Origin of the sequence: Paenibacillus sp. Aloe-11 (genome assembly GCF_000245715.1) — a bacterium.
Taxonomy (GTDB): Bacteria; Bacillota; Bacilli; order Paenibacillales; family Paenibacillaceae; genus Paenibacillus; species Paenibacillus kribbensis.
The window spans coordinates 64,581-81,923 of the sequence record NZ_JH601040.1 but is presented as its reverse complement, the minus strand read 5'-3'; the positions used below and the strand labels follow the sequence as shown (position 1 = coordinate 81,923).

At 47.1% G+C, this 17,343-nt stretch carries 17 protein-coding genes; 7 read left to right on the top strand and 10 right to left on the bottom strand.

Features of this window, described 5'->3' with window-relative positions:
* Positions 1-18: 18 nt before the first annotated feature.
* From WG8_RS01510 to WG8_RS01495, 4 genes are read right to left on the bottom strand one after another with little or no spacing between them, the layout of a single operon-like run.
* Positions 19-504, bottom strand: a complete 486-nt coding sequence (locus tag WG8_RS01510; RefSeq protein WP_043890674.1) for a cytochrome c biogenesis protein CcdC — start codon at positions 502-504, stop codon at positions 19-21.
* 41 nt (positions 505-545) lie between these two features.
* The gene (locus WG8_RS01505; RefSeq protein WP_007428295.1) at positions 546-1,313 is read right to left on the bottom strand and encodes an ABC transporter permease subunit; all 768 of its coding nucleotides are present in this window, start codon (positions 1,311-1,313) and stop codon (positions 546-548) included.
* A complete protein-coding gene (locus tag WG8_RS01500; RefSeq protein ID WP_007428294.1) occupies positions 1,310-2,023 on the bottom strand; it encodes an ABC transporter ATP-binding protein in 714 nt (237 codons plus the stop codon). The genes WG8_RS01505 and WG8_RS01500 overlap by 4 nt, the downstream gene beginning before the upstream one ends.
* The gene (locus WG8_RS01495) at positions 2,020-2,433 is read right to left on the bottom strand and encodes a GntR family transcriptional regulator (RefSeq protein WP_007428293.1); all 414 of its coding nucleotides are present in this window, start codon (positions 2,431-2,433) and stop codon (positions 2,020-2,022) included. Before WG8_RS01495 ends, WG8_RS01500 begins: the two co-directional genes overlap by 4 nt.
* Positions 2,434-2,646: 213 nt before the next feature.
* On the opposite strand from WG8_RS01495, the gene WG8_RS01490 reads away from it, so the two are divergent.
* Positions 2,647-3,219: a hypothetical protein gene (locus WG8_RS01490; RefSeq protein WP_007428292.1), complete on the top strand. Its 573-nt coding sequence runs from the start codon at positions 2,647-2,649 to the stop codon at positions 3,217-3,219.
* 197 nt (positions 3,220-3,416) lie between these two features.
* On the opposite strand, the gene WG8_RS01485 is transcribed toward WG8_RS01490, so the two are convergent.
* From WG8_RS01485 to WG8_RS01465, 5 genes are all read right to left on the bottom strand, one after another.
* Complete coding sequence (locus WG8_RS01485) at positions 3,417-3,632, bottom strand: cold-shock protein (RefSeq protein ID WP_007428291.1); 216 nt, start codon at positions 3,630-3,632, stop codon at positions 3,417-3,419.
* 130 nt (positions 3,633-3,762) lie between these two features.
* Entirely contained in the window at positions 3,763-3,963 is a 201-nt protein-coding gene (locus tag WG8_RS01480; protein ID WP_007428290.1) for a cold-shock protein, read from the bottom strand.
* A 397-nt stretch (positions 3,964-4,360) separates the two neighbouring features.
* A complete protein-coding gene (locus WG8_RS01475) occupies positions 4,361-6,796 on the bottom strand; it encodes a LamG-like jellyroll fold domain-containing protein (protein WP_007428289.1) in 2,436 nt (811 codons plus the stop codon).
* 459 nt (positions 6,797-7,255) lie between these two features.
* Positions 7,256-7,714, bottom strand: coding sequence for an SRPBCC domain-containing protein (locus WG8_RS01470; RefSeq protein WP_007428288.1), 459 nt, complete (start codon positions 7,712-7,714; stop codon positions 7,256-7,258).
* A gap of 113 nt (positions 7,715-7,827) precedes the next feature.
* Positions 7,828-8,784 carry a helix-turn-helix transcriptional regulator gene (locus tag WG8_RS01465; protein ID WP_043890673.1) on the bottom strand — a complete coding sequence of 319 codons (957 nt, stop codon included), beginning with the start codon at positions 8,782-8,784 and terminating at the stop codon, positions 7,828-7,830.
* Between the two features lie 177 nt (positions 8,785-8,961).
* On the opposite strand from WG8_RS01465, the gene WG8_RS01460 reads away from it, so the two are divergent.
* The 4 genes from WG8_RS01460 (at position 8,962) to WG8_RS01440 (ending at position 13,912) form a co-directional block, all read left to right on the top strand.
* On the top strand, positions 8,962-10,557 hold the full coding sequence (locus WG8_RS01460; RefSeq protein WP_007428286.1) for a spore germination protein: 1,596 nt from the start codon (positions 8,962-8,964) through the stop codon (positions 10,555-10,557).
* A 40-nt stretch (positions 10,558-10,597) separates the two neighbouring features.
* Positions 10,598-11,806: a Ger(x)C family spore germination protein gene (locus tag WG8_RS01455; RefSeq protein WP_007428285.1), complete on the top strand. Its 1,209-nt coding sequence runs from the start codon at positions 10,598-10,600 to the stop codon at positions 11,804-11,806.
* A gap of 341 nt (positions 11,807-12,147) precedes the next feature.
* A complete protein-coding gene (locus WG8_RS01445; protein ID WP_007428283.1) occupies positions 12,148-13,272 on the top strand; it encodes a GerAB/ArcD/ProY family transporter in 1,125 nt (374 codons plus the stop codon).
* Between the two features lie 241 nt (positions 13,273-13,513).
* Positions 13,514-13,912: a hypothetical protein gene (locus WG8_RS01440; protein ID WP_007428282.1), complete on the top strand. Its 399-nt coding sequence runs from the start codon at positions 13,514-13,516 to the stop codon at positions 13,910-13,912.
* Between the two features lie 66 nt (positions 13,913-13,978).
* On the opposite strand, the gene pyk is transcribed toward WG8_RS01440, so the two are convergent.
* On the bottom strand, positions 13,979-15,394 hold the full coding sequence (gene pyk, locus WG8_RS01435; protein WP_007428281.1) for a pyruvate kinase: 1,416 nt from the start codon (positions 15,392-15,394) through the stop codon (positions 13,979-13,981).
* A gap of 199 nt (positions 15,395-15,593) precedes the next feature.
* Between pyk and WG8_RS01430 the strand changes: the two genes are divergently transcribed.
* Together WG8_RS01430 and WG8_RS01425 are read left to right on the top strand one after the other, a co-directional pair.
* The gene (locus tag WG8_RS01430; RefSeq protein ID WP_007428280.1) at positions 15,594-16,382 is read left to right on the top strand and encodes a helix-turn-helix domain-containing protein; all 789 of its coding nucleotides are present in this window, start codon (positions 15,594-15,596) and stop codon (positions 16,380-16,382) included.
* Positions 16,383-16,608: 226 nt separating this feature from the next.
* Positions 16,609-17,343: substrate-binding domain-containing protein (locus WG8_RS01425; protein ID WP_007428279.1), on the top strand; the 735-nt coding region annotated here is incomplete at its 3' end.

The window sequence follows — 17,343 nt, the reverse complement described above, 5'->3', positions numbered from 1 at the left end:
CATGATTGAGTTATATCGTTATACCGATAACGTTCTCCGAAACTTGATGAAGCTCCCAATCCGCCAGATTGAGATATATACGAGCGCCATCGTAATCGCCAGCATGCTAATCTCGCTTGTACCCAAACTGCTGAGGTACTGGGTCAAAACGACGCGAATCAAGATAATGGCAATAATAATGTATTTAAAATATTGGTTCGGCTTGGGATAAATGAGACCGTCCTCTCGTCTTTCATACGCCGTATGCAGCAAAATGACATAGCCAAAAGCAACCCCTAGCAGCCCGGCGACCAGCAGCTCCCAAAAGGCGGGAAACGCATGCGTCTGACCGGGAATATGCAGCAATTGATATACAGATATCATCATAACCGGGAATGCGATAAACAAGGGAAGCAGAATCCGGATTCCGTTTCCTTTTACCGGTCCCCTTCTTCTTTTGGTTCTGAGCCAGATCATCAGCCCCACCAGAACCGCCATCAAGGCATATATGAATATCGTCATCATGGTGAAAATCCTTTCTAATATAAATAGTCATTGGCTCGATGCTAAATCGACAGTTTTTTCTCCAGCAAATAAGCGTTCAAGCGGATTAATACATAGGCAGCAACCCAACTGATCAACACCGCAACCAGGAAGTGCCAGGTAAAAGGAAACCATTGCCCTGCCTGAACATGGCCAAATTGCTCATAAATCCGCTGATCACCTGACCAATAAAAGACACTCCCGCCACCCATCAAAAGGACCCACAGCATCGGACTAATCGGACGCAAGGTACTGTATCGGGTACTGGCCGTCAGCAGACCCAACGCAACAACAAACGGTGTGAAAGCGATAATCATCACAAACCAGTCCAATCCGGCTATGATAAAGGACGCTGCATCCGCAAACGTATAAGGCTCTATGGTTGATGAGATGAACAGCGCGAACAAAGAACCCGCCACAAACAGGAACAATATCACGACAATGGTTTGTAAAATGGCAGCAATCCATTTGGCGCTGATCAGCCACATGCGCGGATAGGGTAGGGTCAGCCACCATCCGTAGGTGTCATTTTCCCATTCTCGTCTCAGACTTCCCACACCCATGAAAATGATCATATACGGCAAGCCCAGGGTCACATACCACAGCCTTGTCAATTCGAGTTGGTTGTGTAGCGCGAAATACAAGGAAATAACGAACGCCGCAATTAGAAATAGTGAGAAATACACAAGTCTCCACGATCTGGGCAGTCGATTGCGGCTCTGCTTTCTCCAGCTTCCTTTATTCCGAAATTCATGGCGTATCAAATCTTTGAACAGCCCTGATGAATTCACGCCTTCCACTCCTTTTTGTACAAATTGCGGAACACCTGATTCAGCGATCCATGCTCTGCACGCAGATCATCCGAATCACCAGACCATATGACCCGTCCGCGGTCCATCATGACCGTGTAATCAAACAAGCCCTCCACTTCCTGAATGTCATGCGTGCTAATGAGTATAGACTGCTGCCGATCCTGCAAATAATCTATAATCCCGGCTACAATCGCCTCTCTGGAGAGGATATCAATGCCCGCAAACGGTTCATCGAGGATCATGAGCGGAACCTCACGCGCCAAACACAAGATCAGCAGCACACGTGCCTCCTGCCCGCGACTCAGCCCGGTCATTTTTAGCTCCAGCTCCACGTCCATATGATCAGCAAGCTTATGCGCATCCTTCATATTGAAGCCAGGCAAAAAGGACTGCCCCCACTCCAACGTCTGTTGAACCGTATGATTGGGATACCAACGGGCCCGGTCAGGAAGATAGGATATGCGGCGGTTGGTTTCCCAGCCGGGCTTTTGCCCCAGCACGTGAAGCTCGCCCTCGTCGGGCCGAATCAACCCGGTGATCGCCCGAAACAAGCTTGACTTCCCGCAGCCATTGGGTCCAAGCACCCCTACGATGCGTCCCGCCGGAATGACGACATCCAAGTGGTCCAGCGCTTTTTTACTGTCATATTGCTTTGTCAGATGACTCGCAACCACAATAGATTCCGTCACGCCCTTTCGCCTCCTTTCCTATCATTCCCGCTCTGCTTGCTGCTTATATACTGCTGTACATCCTCCCAGGACAGTCCCAGACTACTCATTTGTCCGAGAAACTGATCGATATATGTCCTGGCCAGTTGCTCCCGGAAGCTGTTAATCCGCTCACTGGACGACGTGACATAGGTGCCTAGTCCACGTCGCTTCTCTGTTAGCCCGTCCCGCTCCAGCTCCTGATATGCCCGCATCACCGTATTCGGATTCATACGCAATTCCTGAGCCAGATCACGAACGGACGGCATTTTACTTCCCATTTCAATCTCCCCTTTGGCGATGGAGCTTCGTACCTGATTCAATACTTGTTCATATAATGGTTGGCTAAAGTCAATTAAAAACCGGAACGAGCCAACCCGTTGCTCTTCCATGGGTATTTCCCCCTAATCGGCTGCATCTATCGTGCCTGTAGTGTATTATATCACTTAATACACGTAATACAAGTTTATTTTAACTGAAATTTTAGTCATGCCACCTAATTTTTATTCAGTAAATGCTCAGCTTGCGCTCAGATAGCATTCAAGTTGATATCTTATGATGTATCACGTACCAAACAAACCATAACCGAAAGGTGGAAAATGAAGATGAAGATCAGCAAGAAAGCAATTTTGGCTGGAACGATGGCATTGGCATTTTTAGGAGGCGGTGCACTGTATTCCACAGGCGCAGCCCATGCTGCTTCAACTACACCTGAGAAGGCTCCCATTGCAGACAAAGCACAAGCACCTAAGGGAAACCCCGGCGATGCTAATGGCCCTAAAATGGCAGGAGGAAACTTTGCCGAAAACAAAGCTCTCCTGAAATTATTGAAATTGTCCTCCAGCCAATTGGAAACACAGTTGAAGGCAGGTAAATCCCTTGCTACAATCGCCAAAGCACAAGGCGTGAGCGTGAATGCCGTTGTTGATGTGCTGGTTTCTGACATGAAAGCAAAGCTGTCTACGGAAAAACAAAACGGCAAAATTACAGACAGCGAATATAATCAGCGTGTTTCTAATCTAAAGCAAATGATTACAGATATGGTGAACGGCGTTAAACCGTCCAAGCCACCAGTAGATGGAGATAAAGCCGATCCTGGCAAGGCTCCTGCTAAAGGAGATGCAGCCAAAGCTCCTGCTAAAACAGATGCGGCTAAAACCTCCGTCAAGAAGAAATAGTCAAAGCTCCTGTCGACATAGTCACTCCATGTAAATAAAATTCCATCCGGCTTCCCTGTACGGATCGGAAAAAACATAAGCCTGTCCTCTGCTGCCATACAGCAGCAAGGGACAGGCTTATATCTCCATAAAGCAAAAAAGACGCCTCAGCGCCGTTAGTGGCTATGGGGCATCTTTTACTACAAACATGCATCCGCTTAGGATTGTTTTGTATGATTAAAGCTCGTATTATTTAATACGGCCAGCTTTTTCTCGCCCTTTACCATGGCAGAACCGCAAATGGGGCATGTCGGCTCGACAGAAAAAGCGAAGTTATCCCGCATCCATCCGTTGCACGTATCGCTAGCGCAATTCCAGACAGCTGTAATTTCCTCAGGAATCTCATCCATTGGCTTTTTCCGTGAATTGTACATAAACATCCCTCTTTCTTCATGATTTATAAAGCGATAAGATGTAATCAGTTCAAAAACGGTCTTGTGAACAGATAAAAACAAATGCCCCAAACGCTATGTTCGGGGCATCTGAAGTAGGCTGTAATCTAAATTACAGTTTTACAACGTTCTCAGCTTGTGGTCCACGGTTTCCTTCAACAACGTTGAATTCTACGCGTTGGCCTTCGTCCAAAGATTTGAAACCTTCGCCTTGGATTGCGGAGAAGTGTACGAATACATCGCTTCCACCTTCAACTTCGATGAAACCGAAACCTTTTTCTGCGTTAAACCATTTAACTGTACCTGTTTGCATGGAATTACCTCCAAAATATATTTATATGACCTTTATTTTTTACAAATAAAAATTCACATATTGCACAAGGTTATTTCAACCTAAAACAATAACCCTCTACAATACGTGAATCTCAGGTCACAATTTCAATATACTCATATTACCATAAGTGTATTGAAAACGCAAGCACTGGTGAAATTAAATTATGCAGAGTGCTCTTGTCCTTTATTGATTTTAAGCCATATTTTCAGTAGAACGAAAGCCAGTCATTTAACGTCTACCTAAAACATTATATCCACACTTTTCTTTAATTATACCAGTGAACAAAAAATAAATATACAAAACATTTCGCAGAAGACGAACTTTTAAAAATATGCCCGTCTCCTGCGTTTGTTCTGCTCATATTACTTCATCGGAATCACAGCTCCGACAATTCTTTAATTTCCTCTGCTGTCAGCGCTTTGTTATATATTTGGACCTCATCGAGACTGCCATTAAAATAAGCATCGGCGGCAAAGCGGCTTTTACCGAGATAAGCCTCGCTTGTCAGCAGCTCTTTTGGATTAAAGGTCATACTGTCATTAACAGCCACTTCCTCACCGTTTACATACAGCTTCCCGGTATTCCCCTCTAGTGTAACTGCTACATGCGTCCACTGGTTTAAAGGTAAGGCTGATTTGGCAAGCAAGCTTTGATCCGTACCTTCATGAATCGTAAACTGGAGCACGCCGCCTCCTTGGGAAGGAGTCAGAAACATATGGCGGGCCTGAGCATTTCCAAAGTCAAAAATTCGTTGCCACGCTCCACCACCCTTCCAATTCACCCAGGCGGAAAAGGTAAAATCGTCTGCATCTGTGACTGTCGCCGGTAGCTGCACGTAGCCATCTTTGCCGTTCAGCACAAGTGCGCCGCCAAGCTTTCCATCCTTGTCCCATGCTGCACCACCATAGGTGTTGCCGTCAAAATGGTTATATGTGCTGTCCACGACATGTGTCCCTTGATCTTCATTCCAGGAATAGTTCGCGAGCTGTGGACCTTGAGCCTGTGCGGGAACCATGGCTGTAAAGCTTTTCTTCGCTGTTGCCTTGTCCTTCTTAATGGTCGCCGTCAATGTGACTGCCACAGGCGGAGAGCCCGCTTCGGGACGGTACACTTCACCTGTCACGGAAATGTTCTCAGGGCGTGAGGACTCCCACGAAATAGTGGTATCCTGTGCAGCCTGAGTAGGCAGCGTCAAATCATATAAAACATTGCTCAAATCGCCCAGACTCAAATCCTTCTGCACAGCAGCCACGATCTTGCTGGCCTTTAGTTCCTGCTTTAACGTTCCCCAGACCGCAACACCCCTGGAGGACAGGGCAGTGAAAGCAAGCGTCTTTTTGCCCGTGTCTGGATCGACATGTCGCAGGAATACACCTTTATATTTCGTACCATCCGCTGTAATCTCCAACTGGTTGCCTGTGCCAAGCTTCCATGTACCATTCGCTCCTCCAGACAGCCTCCCGCCGCTATCCAAGCTAACGGTCACAGCTTGCTTAATATTGGCCGAGATTTCTTTCCCGTGATTGACATACGAGTATTGACCGATAACATCCTTTTCCGACAACTTCTTCAGTGAGTCCTCATCACCCGAATAACGATAAGGAGCTACTACAGGCCAACCGTCAGTGTTCATGAACATCTCATGCACCCGTACCTCATACTGCTCGCCTCTGCCCGGAAAACGAGAGTGGAAAATCAGAAAATGCTTTTTCGTCTTGGGATCATAATAAGCCGAGTTATGTCCGGGCGAAACATAGCCAGTACCCAGTCCTGTACCCGGATCGCCAATTTCTCTTGGAATCAGGTAATTGCCTATCAGCTTGACACCGTACGGCTCAATGGAAGCGTCATCAAAAAGAGGTTTGTCAGAATTCGCCTTGACCTTGATCATGTCGTTCCCCTCGGCGTCATAGTAAGGACCATCCGGGGTTTTGGAGCGAGCCACACGAAGGTTGTATCCGCCATCTGCCGATAAGCCGCCATAAGACAGGAACAAGTAGTAATAGTCCGTTTGCGGACTGTACTGTATGTACGGCCCTTCCATACGGGCATGGTTACCGCCTGTCAGCTTTTTCCCATATCCTTGTCCAGGCAGCGGTTTTCCTGTTTTTTCATCCATCTTCAGAATGAAAATACCTCCTGAGTAGGAGCCATACACCATCCACAGCTTGCCGTTCTTATCATAAAAAGTGTCCGGGTCCACGACATTCGGATGCTTGGTCGCGTCATAGATTGTCCCATCCTCACCCGGTTGGCCCCACATGCCGGATTTCAGGAAGATACCTTTATTTTTATAAGGCCCTTCAATTTTATCGGCAACCGCTACACCCATTGCTGAACGCGGGGAGTCGCCCTTGCAGGCGTTATAGTACATGTAAAACTTGCCATCGGCCAGTTGAATAACATCCGCTGCCCACAGCGTGTCTGTCTGCGCCCAATCCAGCGCTTCTTTTAATTCCTCTTTGACGTTAGGAATCAGTGCATTGCCATTTGCTACTCCTGCGGCAATCGTATCCCAATTCATCAGATCCTTGGACTTGGCAGCCGCAAGATGGGAACCAAAAATGTAAAATGTATCTTTCACTTTCAGAATGGATGGATCATGTACGGAAGTTTCCTTAAAAGAAACAGTCTTTTTGCTTTGAATTGAAATGTTCTCTTGGCTTAGATCTTGGAGGGCAATCTGCCCCGCAGCTTGAATCCCCTCTGTATTCGGATTGAGCGTTTGTTCGGCGCCTGCAAAAGAGGCAGGCAACAGCAGCGCACCCGCCAGAGAAGCGGCCGTTACCTTGCGAAAAAATAATGGCTTCATAAACTATCTCCTCTCGTTTTTGAACATACCTGATAAATTAGGCGTTTAATTTATTCCCATCCGTTGATCATCACCTATAAAATAAGTAAAGACCATCACCCCCCAATAAAATTAAAACGCTTTCAATTAAACCGTACCTTTATATTATGCAAAGGAAATGGGAAATTCAATATGTAGTTTTATATTTTCATGAACTTTTTAATAAAATCATTAATTATACTAATTTAGCTTTGCGAAGCCTCTTTTCCCCCTTTCCAACACTGTAGATTTAATGGTTTTGCATAAGTTAACTTCAACTACCTGTTAAAGTACTAAAGCCAGGACGCATCTTTAGCGCATCCTGGCTTTAATATTTATATAAATCTATTGTGCTTTCCAATTGAAACCAATACGCTGTCATTCCAGCCAAACTTCAAATGGTACCGACTGCTTCTATTTCCGTTTACGTTACAGTCTTTGTTATTTGTTGCTTCCGAAATCAAGCGTATGGCCAGTCTCTATTAACGTTTTTATATTACTTAGAATATGCCACCATGCACTGTCGCTAGGTTCATAGGAAGGATCGTCAGGATGCCACTCATCATGGATAAGAGACAGCTTCGTGCATCCACCCACTGGCTCTAGCAGCCAGGAAATACGGGATTCATAGTTCTCTTGCCCTTTCAGGTAAGAGGGGCCTACCTTATGCGTAAAACGCAGGGCTTTCAAGGGAGCGTACTCCAGCAGCGTCCCGTACACGTGAACGGTTTCCTCACCTTCAGCGCCCGGCCCGATATACTCCAGCAATTCCCCCTCCTTGAAGCTGGAACGGATTATGCTTCCGTAATAGATTTGCTGCACGTACTCCGGGGAAACCAGGCTGGCCCATACTTGTTCCGGCGTTCCCCCAATATAGAACTCATATTTCAGTTCTTTCATGCTTCATTCCTCCTTAATCATATGTGCTTGTACTTTCATGCATGCTTAAGACACGCTTACACTATACAAAAAGGACACTGACAGCTACGGTCAGTGTTCCCAAGGAGATAAAATTAATTTTCGTAATGGCGAGCCATTTCCGTGGCGACTACCACCAACCGCTGCTTCAACGCCGCTGGCTCCCGAATATGCAGCGTTTTTCCATAAGGCAACAGAAAATATGGGGCATAGGTGAATAACGAGCTTTCGTCCAGTAGAAACCGGGCCCAGCCCTCCTGCCGCTGCTCCAAAGTATGCCCGAATAGCCAGTGACTGCAAAGATCATTTAATACCACTTCAGATGACTCAATTACCACAGCAACCAACTTGTCCTCTTTTTCCCGGGCGGGAAGCAAGCTCTGCAGAAGATAATCACGCGCAGAGAAATCGACAGGACGTATGAAGCTTGTGCCGCTACACCGGAGTCCGGTAATTCTGTCGACACGGAAGCTACGGATCTCCTGTCGGTGGTGGCAATAAGCAACGATGTACCACTGCCCCTTCCAAAGTACAAGCCCATAAGGATCAATGGAACGTAAGGAGACTGTTTCTTCATTTCCCTTGCGGTATTCCATTTCCAGAGTATCTCCGTTCGCTATGCCTGATTCAAGCTCTTGCAAAATTTCCGCCATTGCCGCATTAGAGGTATAAAGCGTTTCAATCCCGCGCTCATGGCTCTCCATCCGCTCAATTTGTTGGACGTTGCTGTAACGCTTCAGTTTATCCAGCGCCCGGTCAAGAGCTTGGACATACGGATATCCCGTCCCACGGACGAAAGCGGCTGCCTGGACAAGCGCCTTCTGCTCTTCGGCATCGAAGAACAGCGGTGCTTCGACGAAGTTATCAGGCAGACAGTAGCCACCACCAGGCCCGGCATCGGCAATAACCGGAACCCCACTGACACACAGCGCATCTATATAACGGTATACCGAACGAACGCTGATTTCCAGCGCTTCCGCTAATTCGCCCGCGGTTCGTCTACGCTGCTTTAACATCCAGAGAATGGATAACATATGGTCTGCTTTGGACATCAGTCGGTCTCCTCCCAGCAGTTCAATTACAATCAGTTTAACGCGAAAACTTGGTATCGCCAACAGATTACATATCCCTTCTTCCCTTCCCCATCAAAATTCCATCAATAAGTTTATCAGGAGACCCCTGCGTCCATACTGGATTAAAAAGCATCCTCAAGGAGAGGGAGAACGTTCATGCGTTTTCGGAAAAGAAGCACCCCTAGAAAGTTTAATAAATTGCCTGTCCAGAATACTGAGAAACAGCCTACATATTCAGGGGAACCGTTCAGTGCAAGTCTTGGACAAAACCTTCAGCGGATCAGACAAACCGTAGGTAACAGTACGGACATCATCATCAGAGAAGTTCGCATTGGCAAGGATGGTGACCAAATCATCGCTATTCTCTATACCGACGGTTTAGCGGATAAAAATATAATCTCCGACTTCATCATGGAGTCAATAATGTTGGATAATAGCCTGTCCAGGGACGTAGAAAGCAGGATTCAAACCTCTTCTAATGTCATGCAAATTTTGAAAGATTACGCCCTGACCATCGGTGGCATCCATGATATCACCGACTTTAAAGACCTATATAACGCGCTATTGTCGGGAGATGCAGTCATTTTAATTGACGGTCAGACTGAGGGAATCGTAGCCAGCGCACGGGGATGGAAGGATCGAGGGGTTAGCGAGCCTGCCTCAGAAAATGTCGTTCGCGGGCCGCGGGAAGGTTTTTCAGAAACACTGCGCACGAATACGGCCTTGATCCGACGCAAAATTAAAGATCCAAATCTGTGGCTGGAAACCAAACAAATCGGCCGCGTGACCAAGACCGATGTGGCCGTCATGTACATCAAGGGGATCACGAATGATAAGTTAGTCGCAGAGGTACATGAGCGGCTGAATCGTATTGATGTAGACGGCATTCTCGAAAGCGGGTATATCGAGGAGTTAATCCAGGATGAAACCTTTACCCCTTTTCCGACCGTGTACAACTCCGAACGCCCGGACGTCATCGCTGCCGAGCTCCTGGAAGGGAAAATTGCCATATTGGTGGATGGGACCCCCTATGTACTGATCGTCCCCGCACTGTTTGTTTCCTTCCTGCATGCGGCTGAGGACTATTATCAGCGTGCAGACATCAGCAGCTTCATAAGGTTTCTTCGTTACATCGGGGTCTTTATTTCCCTGCTTGGACCGTCCTTATATGTAGCCATCACTACGTTTCATCAGGAAATGCTGCCAACTTCATTATTGATCGGTTTGGCCGCACAGCGGGAAGCCGTACCCTTCCCTGCCTTTATTGAAGCGCTCATGATGGAACTGACTTTTGAAATATTGCGGGAAGCCGGGGTCCGCATGCCCAAGTATATCGGAGCGGCCGTCTCTATCGTAGGCACGCTTGTCATCGGACAAGCGGCTGTCCAGGCCGGGATCATATCAGCGGCGATGGTCATTGTCGTATCCATTACGGCAATTTCCAGCTTCGTTCTTCCTGCCTATAATATGTCCATTGCTTTTCGTATGCTGCGATTTCCTCTGATGGGGCTTGCCGCTTCATTCGGATTGTTCGGAATTATTGTCGGAGGCATTGCACTCATCCTGCATATGTGCAGCCTTCGTTCGTTTGGCGTTCCATATATGACCCCTTTAGCGCCTCTGGTTCCGTCAGACACCAAGGATACCTTATTTCGGCTCCCTCACTGGATGATGATTTCCCGTCCCAGGTTAATTAATCAGAAGAACGTGAATCGCCGGAACAGTACCCCGCCCCGAAAATCGCGAGAATGAAATAGAGAGGATCGGCACAAATGGAAAGGAGTCGAAAATCGTGAAACGGAAGGCCGCCTGTCTGCTCCTGATTCTTACAATGACCTTGCTTCTCACTGGTTGTTGGAACCGCACGGAATTAAATGAGCTTGCCATCGCTGTCGGTATGGGAATCGATAAGCTGGGCGATCAATTCCAGGTTTCCGTCCAAGTCGTAGACCCGGGTCAGGTATCAGCTAAAGGTGGTGGTGGGATTGGGCGGGCTCCCACCACGTTATATACAGCCAAAGCCGAGACCATTTTTGAGGCCGTCCGGAAAATGACGAAAACAAGTCCTCGAAAAATCTATTTTTCCCATCTTCGCATCTGTGTGATTGGTGAGACGATGGCCACGGACGGCATGGCCAAAGCTCTTGATTTTATGTCAAGAGACCATCATTTCCGCACCGACTTCTACTTGGTATTGTCAAAGGATGCAAGTGCGGAGGATGTACTGAAAATTTTAACACCCCTGGACCCGATTCCGGCAAATGACTTGTTTTCCGCCTTGGAAATATCTGAAAAAAGCTGGTCACCTAGTATGACTATAACCTTGGATGAATTGATTGCAGCTCTCACCAGTCAAGGAATAGAGCCTGTCTTGACAGGGCTTCAGATCGTTGGCAATAAAGAAGTGGGAGAGACCAAAGAAAATGTCGAAAAGATCGCCACTGCCGCCCAACTAGAATATTCCGGAATGGCTGTGTTCAAAAAAGACAAATTAATCGGCTGGTTAAATGAGGACGAAAGTAGGGGCTACAACTATATTACCGGTAAAGTAAGAAGCTCTGTAAATCATGTTGCCTGTCCCAAAGGCGGCAAAGTAACCATAGAAATTATTCGAACCCAAGCTACCATAAAAGGAGCGGTCAATCGGGGGGAGCCCCGAATCAATATTAAATTGCAGGTTGAAGCCAACGTGGGAGAAGTCGAATGTATCGGTCTGGATCTGACCAAGGTGAGCACGATTTATGACATTGAGAAGAGAGGGGAAGAAAAGTTAGAAGAGACTATGAGAGCAGCCGTCAGAAAAGCGCAAAAATCGTACAAGTCTGACATCTTTGGATTCGGCGAAGCCATTCGTCGCGCTAACCCGAAGGCCTGGAATACACTTAAAAACAATTGGAGCCGTGAGTACTTTGCAGACTTGCCCGTAAATATCAAGGTCAATTTCAAGCTTCGGCGCTTGGGCACAATTGGCAGCTCATTTCTGAATAATATTAAGGAGTAAATTCCCGTGCCAGGTCCTGGTTGAGATATAACCCCTGCATAGACCATTACCATGGAAAAGAAGGTGCTGAAATATGCTGTCTAATATGGTGAAAGTGCTGGGCATACTGGTGCTTGCTGCTGTGATCTGCTTGTTAGAGGTCCCCTACATGTGGAAAAAGGGGTTAAAAAAAGAGCTTTGGTTGTTTTCCATCCTCCTTCTACTTGGGATCGGGATCAGTAGCGCCAAGGCATTATCCTGGACAATTCCCACTCCTCTAGACTGGATCACAGCCCTGTATAGACCATTCAGCGATTTCCTAATCCGTATTGGATTAATCAAATAAAAACGAGGTGAAAACGGTGCCTGGACAGACCAAAATTTCCGCACACCAGCTCATGGTCTTAACCATTTTATTTACGATAGGAAGTACAATCCTCATCATCCCTTCAGGCATGGCGCTTGTAGCCAAACAGGATGCGTGGATTGCCTCGCTCGTCGGAGTTGGGTGCGGGCTTCTTATTGTGTATTTGTACATCAAAATTACAGATCTGTATCCGCAGATGACCCTGGTTGAAATCATGGAAGCCCTACTGGGAAAATGGTTAGGCAAAGCCGTTGCTCTCCTGTTTTTTTCATTATTATTTATCAATGCTCCTGCTCCGGTTTTATTTTATTTGGGGAATTTTATGACCACCCAAATGATACCGGAAACACCGATTCAGGCGGTAAACATTCTTTTTGTGGTTATTGTATTATTTGCTGTTCGTCTGGGGCTGGAGGTGCTGGCCCGTTCTGCTGAAATGATGTTTCCATTATTTGTCCTGCTCTACCTTTCTTTTACGGTTTTAGTGGTGTCCAATATAAAGCTGGAAAACGTACAACCTGTGCTGGAGGCGGGAGTCGGGCCTATCTGGCCTGCAGCGCTGTCCTTTGTGAGCACTGCGTATCTGCCTCATATCGTTTTGCTAATGATTTTTCCAGCTTCTGCAGATCGTTCCGATCAAGCCCGCAAAGCTTTTATCATTGGGAGCTTGATTGGCGGATTGATACTGGTCGTGAGCATTACATTGGCTATTTTGGTGCTAGGCCCTGAAATAACGGCAAACAATATATATCCAAGCTATGCGTTAGCCAAAAAAATCAATATTGGTCATTTTCTACAGCGCATTGAAGCGATCATGGCTACCATGTGGTTTATTTCGCTCTTTTTCAGACTCACGCTGTATATGTACTCCATTGTGACAGCAATAGCCCAAATTTTTCAATTGAAAAGCAGTCAGCAGCTGGTGCTTCCTCTCGGGATCATTTTAGTCGTGATGTCCATTACCGTATATCCCAATGTTCCTTATCAGCAAACTTATGATACAAAGACATGGATTCCTTATGCACTATCTATAGGTTTATTTTTACCATTGTTGCTGCTCGGGGTACATGCTCTAAAAAGGTTGTGGACAACGAAGGATAAGAGGCCGACAGCCAAATGATCACATCCTGTTTTGGTGATTTGTGAATTTTTTTGGGTGTTACCTGTTTATAACGTCCTCTTTTAGTTTATTTTAAACGAGTCTTAAGCTGGCGCTAAGATTGGGCGTGTATGATGTATTTAACGATCTGGTTACTACATAAGCCGGATGGACTAAAGGCATAAACATGACTCCCGTTGGATATCCATATACCGTTCGCACTCTGTCACAATTTTAATGAAACAAAAGGAGATTTACACTTATGAATCGAAAACGAATAATGGTCATCTGCACACTGTTGCTGGCGTTGTCGATTGGGCAGTCCTCTACATGGGGAAGTCGGGCTAATGCTGCTGCACTGGCTCCGGAGAGAGCCCCGCAGGTACAGGATAATGAAGCGTCCAAGGATGATAAGCTGCTGGATACATTGGGCATATCCTCGGATGAACAATTGTATGATGCGCTATATAACGGTCAAACCTTGGCAGATATTGCCTCAACCCATAAACGGGACGCTCAGGCTATCGTTGACTTGCAGGTAGCTCAGTTAACGGAGCAATTGGATCAACGACTGGCCAATAAGAGCATTACGCTGGAGCAATATCAAGCTCATAAGGCAGAATTGACACAGGTCGTTGCTAAAAGTGTGTTTGGGCTGTAAACTTGAGACGCGAAAAAGGCGCTGACCCCACGGGGAATCAGCGCCTTTTTGTTATCTATATTTAGCCTACACTTGATGTACTCTGATCAGATTCGTCGCACCGGCCTCTGCAACAGGAACGCCCGCTGACAGCACGATGGTATCCCCTTTTTGGATATACCCTGCATTCAAGGCATTGCGGATTGAGGATTCGAACATTTCATCCGTTGTCGCTACTTTATCCCCTTTGACCGGGAATACTCCGGACAACAGACAAATTTTAGCGAACACCGTATTGTTCGGGGTAACCGCAATAATCGGAGCCTTCGGACGGTATTTGGACACCATCCGCGCCGTGAATCCGCTGGCAGTCGAGGTAATAATCGCTTTGGCATCCAGCTCAAGAGAGGAGCTAACCGCACCCTGACTGATCACTTCGGTAATGTTCGTGCTTTGGCGCGCTCTGCGCTTATCGAACTGCTCCTGGTAATCAAACTGCGATTCCGCTCTGGCAGCTACCGCAGCCATTGTACGAACGGACTCGACAGGATATTTACCTGCGGCAGATTCACCCGACAGCATCACTACATCGGCTCCTTGCATAACCGCATTAAATACGTCACTTACTTCAGCTCTCGTCGGACGCGGGTTGACTTGCATGGATTCCAGCATGTGTGTAGCTACGATTACCGGTTTGCCGACCAGATTACACTTGTCGATCATTTCTTTTTGCATCACAGGCACGTCTTGAATCGGCACTTCAACGCCCAAATCACCACGGGCTACCATGATACCATCCGAAGCCGCAATAATATCATCCAGGTTTTCCATGCCTTCAGCATTTTCAATTTTGGAATAAATTTGTACATGCTCGGCTTGATGTCCTTTCAAAATCTCACGGATTTCACGGATATCGTCGCCTTTACGCACAAAAGAAGCCGCAATAAGCTCGATACGCTGCTCCACCCCAAATTGGATGTGCTTCACGTCGCGCTCCGTCACGCCTGGAAGAGTCGTATGAATCCCTGGCAGATTCACACCTTTTCTCGGCTTCAAAACACCGCCGCTTACAATATTACAAATCATTTCAGTACCCTCAACAGAGGCTACAGTCAGATCTACCAAACCATCGTCAATCAAAATGCGGTCGCCTGGTTTAATGTCCTTTGGCATATCCGGGTAATTCACCGAAATACGGTGCTCGTCCCCCAAAATCTCTTCTGTAGTCAGAATCAGCTGGCTGCCTGGTTTCAGCAGACAGGATGCTTCTCTCAGCTTGCCGATCCGTATTTCAGGTCCTTTGATATCCATCATGACAGGAATAAAGGTACCCAGTTCCTTCGCAGCCTGTCTCACATTTTCAATACGTTTAACGTGATCCTCCAGTTCCCCGTGAGCCATGTTCAAGCGGGCTACTGTCATACCGGCCTGAATCATTTCCTTTAACAAATGAACGGAGTCACAGGCAGGTCCCATCGTACAAATAATTTTCGTTTTAAGCATAGAAATGTCATCCTCCTGAATGTCTTTACTATTTGGTCGTAATTCCAGTATGGTTTCTATTCCATCTTGCTGTTCTATCTATTTACACTTTTTATGACTTTTATTTTACCTATACCGGTGCGACAAGACTATGAACTATAGTATGATGACTGTATTATAGTACAGTATAGTGAATTTTTAAGACATGGAGAGTGGCTTCATGATTACAATCTTGGACATACGACAGGATCATGGCGTAGACTGGTACGAAAAGGCTGGTCCAGGTAGCGACAACGACAACCTCATGTTCGTTTTGGTCACCTTTGGAAAATGTGTATATTGGGTGAACGATCGCAAGTTCATTCTCGGCAAGGGAGAGGTCCTGATTCTGCCTGGACATCTACCCTACTATGGCAAGAGCATCCCTACGCTTTTTCATACCAAGTATGTGATACATTGCCGCAAAACATGTACGCATAACGTACTTCCCATATTGAATATAGACAAGCCGCTGTCGATCAAGCTCGGATGCTACGATATGCTGCATGAACGGATCAAGTCGGTATATTACCAATGGACGGAGCGCCCAAGCTACTATGAGCTGATGGCTGACTGTCTACTGACCGAGACGATGATTTATACCAATCAGGAATGGAACAAAGGCGTCATTTCCAGCGAAAAAGAACGGCATGTGGAGTATATGAAACAGTATATCCAAAATCATTATCGGGAAAAAGTGACGAAGGAAGAGCTTGGCGACGTCATCCGCAAAACACCCAATTACGCCGCCACACTGCTACGTGAGGTAACACGCCAAACCATCAGCGAGCATGTACATACGCAGCGCATTAAAACGGCCATCTACATGCTGACCGAGTCCCGGCTGACGATTCGTGAAATTTCAGAGTATGTCGGCTATAGTGATGTCTCCTATTTTCATCGAATCTTCAAACGGTTAACAGGCTGCTCCCCGTCCGAATTTCTGGATGAGCGCTCTTCGATCGTTTAGAGCATGTCTCGAACCTGTCTAAGCCATAACAAACCATCACATGTACGCTTTGCAAACCAAACTTTAATCTCTCATTCGTTGTATTCTTACTCGCTGATCATGCCGGGTGGACGGCCGTTAAGCCGGCGCCCGGCATGTTTGCTTATGCTCTTTTACGGTTCCGGTCGGCCGACGGGTTTGGTATGATGATCGTATCATGACACAGCGCTGCTGAATGGGAGGATGTATGGATACGTACCGCTGTAGACCGGTTTTGATCGTTTTGCTACTGGTTCTGTTTACTGCGGCCTGCAGGTCCGGGGATGAGACGCAGTATAAAGTCATCTATTCTTCAGACATTAAGCCTCAGCCCTCAGCCGAAGCCTCCGAAGCGCCTTATGCCTACACGATCGGCATGGTGCCCAAAGCCACCGGGAATTCTTACTTTAATCAAGTGGAGGACGGAGCCCGGGAAGCGGCCAAGGACCTTGGGGTGAAGCTGATCTACGAAGGTTCGCCCGTCGCCGATACGGAGCAGCAGATCCGTTCGATCCGCAATCTGATGGCGAGGGGCGTAGACCTGCTGGCGGTTTCAGCGAATGATTCGCAGAAGCTGGCGCCGGTGCTGAAGGAAGCACAGAACCGCCATATCCGGGTTATTACCTGGGATTCGGATGCCGCCAAAGATACCAGAGAGCTGTTCATCAATATGGTCGATCCCGAAACGTTGGGGCGCCATCTTATGGATGCGCTTGCACTGCAAATGGACGAACAAGGACAGTATGCGATCCTCACCGGAACAGCGGGGGCGTCCAATATGGGCGAGTGGGTGAAATGGATCAAGGTTCAGAACGAGGAATATTATCCGCGCATGACGCTGGTGGCGACCGTGGCGACCGACGATGACTCGCAAAAAGCCTACAGCGCCTCGGTCAAGCTGCTGCAGACGTACCCCCAGCTGAAAGGGATGATCGGCAGGTCT

Excerpts from the sequence above, each read along its gene's own strand:
- WG8_RS01510 (WP_043890674.1), bottom strand. The coding sequence starts at position 504 with ATGATGACGATATTCATATATGCCTTGATGGCGGTTCTGGTGGGGCTG.
- WG8_RS01495 (WP_007428293.1), bottom strand. The coding sequence starts at position 2,433 with ATGGAAGAGCAACGGGTTGGCTCGTTCCGGTTTTTAATTGACTTTAGC.
- WG8_RS01490 (WP_007428292.1), top strand. The coding sequence starts at position 2,647 with ATGAAGATCAGCAAGAAAGCAATTTTGGCTGGAACGATGGCATTGGCA.
- WG8_RS01485 (WP_007428291.1), bottom strand. The coding sequence starts at position 3,632 with ATGTACAATTCACGGAAAAAGCCAATGGATGAGATTCCTGAGGAAATT.
- WG8_RS01480 (WP_007428290.1), bottom strand. The coding sequence starts at position 3,963 with ATGCAAACAGGTACAGTTAAATGGTTTAACGCAGAAAAAGGTTTCGGT.
- WG8_RS01475 (WP_007428289.1), bottom strand. The coding sequence starts at position 6,796 with ATGAAGCCATTATTTTTTCGCAAGGTAACGGCCGCTTCTCTGGCGGGT.
- WG8_RS01470 (WP_007428288.1), bottom strand. The coding sequence starts at position 7,714 with ATGAAAGAACTGAAATATGAGTTCTATATTGGGGGAACGCCGGAACAA.
- WG8_RS01465 (WP_043890673.1), bottom strand. The coding sequence starts at position 8,784 with ATGTCCAAAGCAGACCATATGTTATCCATTCTCTGGATGTTAAAGCAG.
- WG8_RS01460 (WP_007428286.1), top strand. The coding sequence starts at position 8,962 with ATGCGTTTTCGGAAAAGAAGCACCCCTAGAAAGTTTAATAAATTGCCT.
- WG8_RS01440 (WP_007428282.1), top strand. The coding sequence starts at position 13,514 with ATGAATCGAAAACGAATAATGGTCATCTGCACACTGTTGCTGGCGTTG.
- pyk (WP_007428281.1), bottom strand. The coding sequence starts at position 15,394 with ATGCTTAAAACGAAAATTATTTGTACGATGGGACCTGCCTGTGACTCC.
- WG8_RS01430 (WP_007428280.1), top strand. The coding sequence starts at position 15,594 with ATGATTACAATCTTGGACATACGACAGGATCATGGCGTAGACTGGTAC.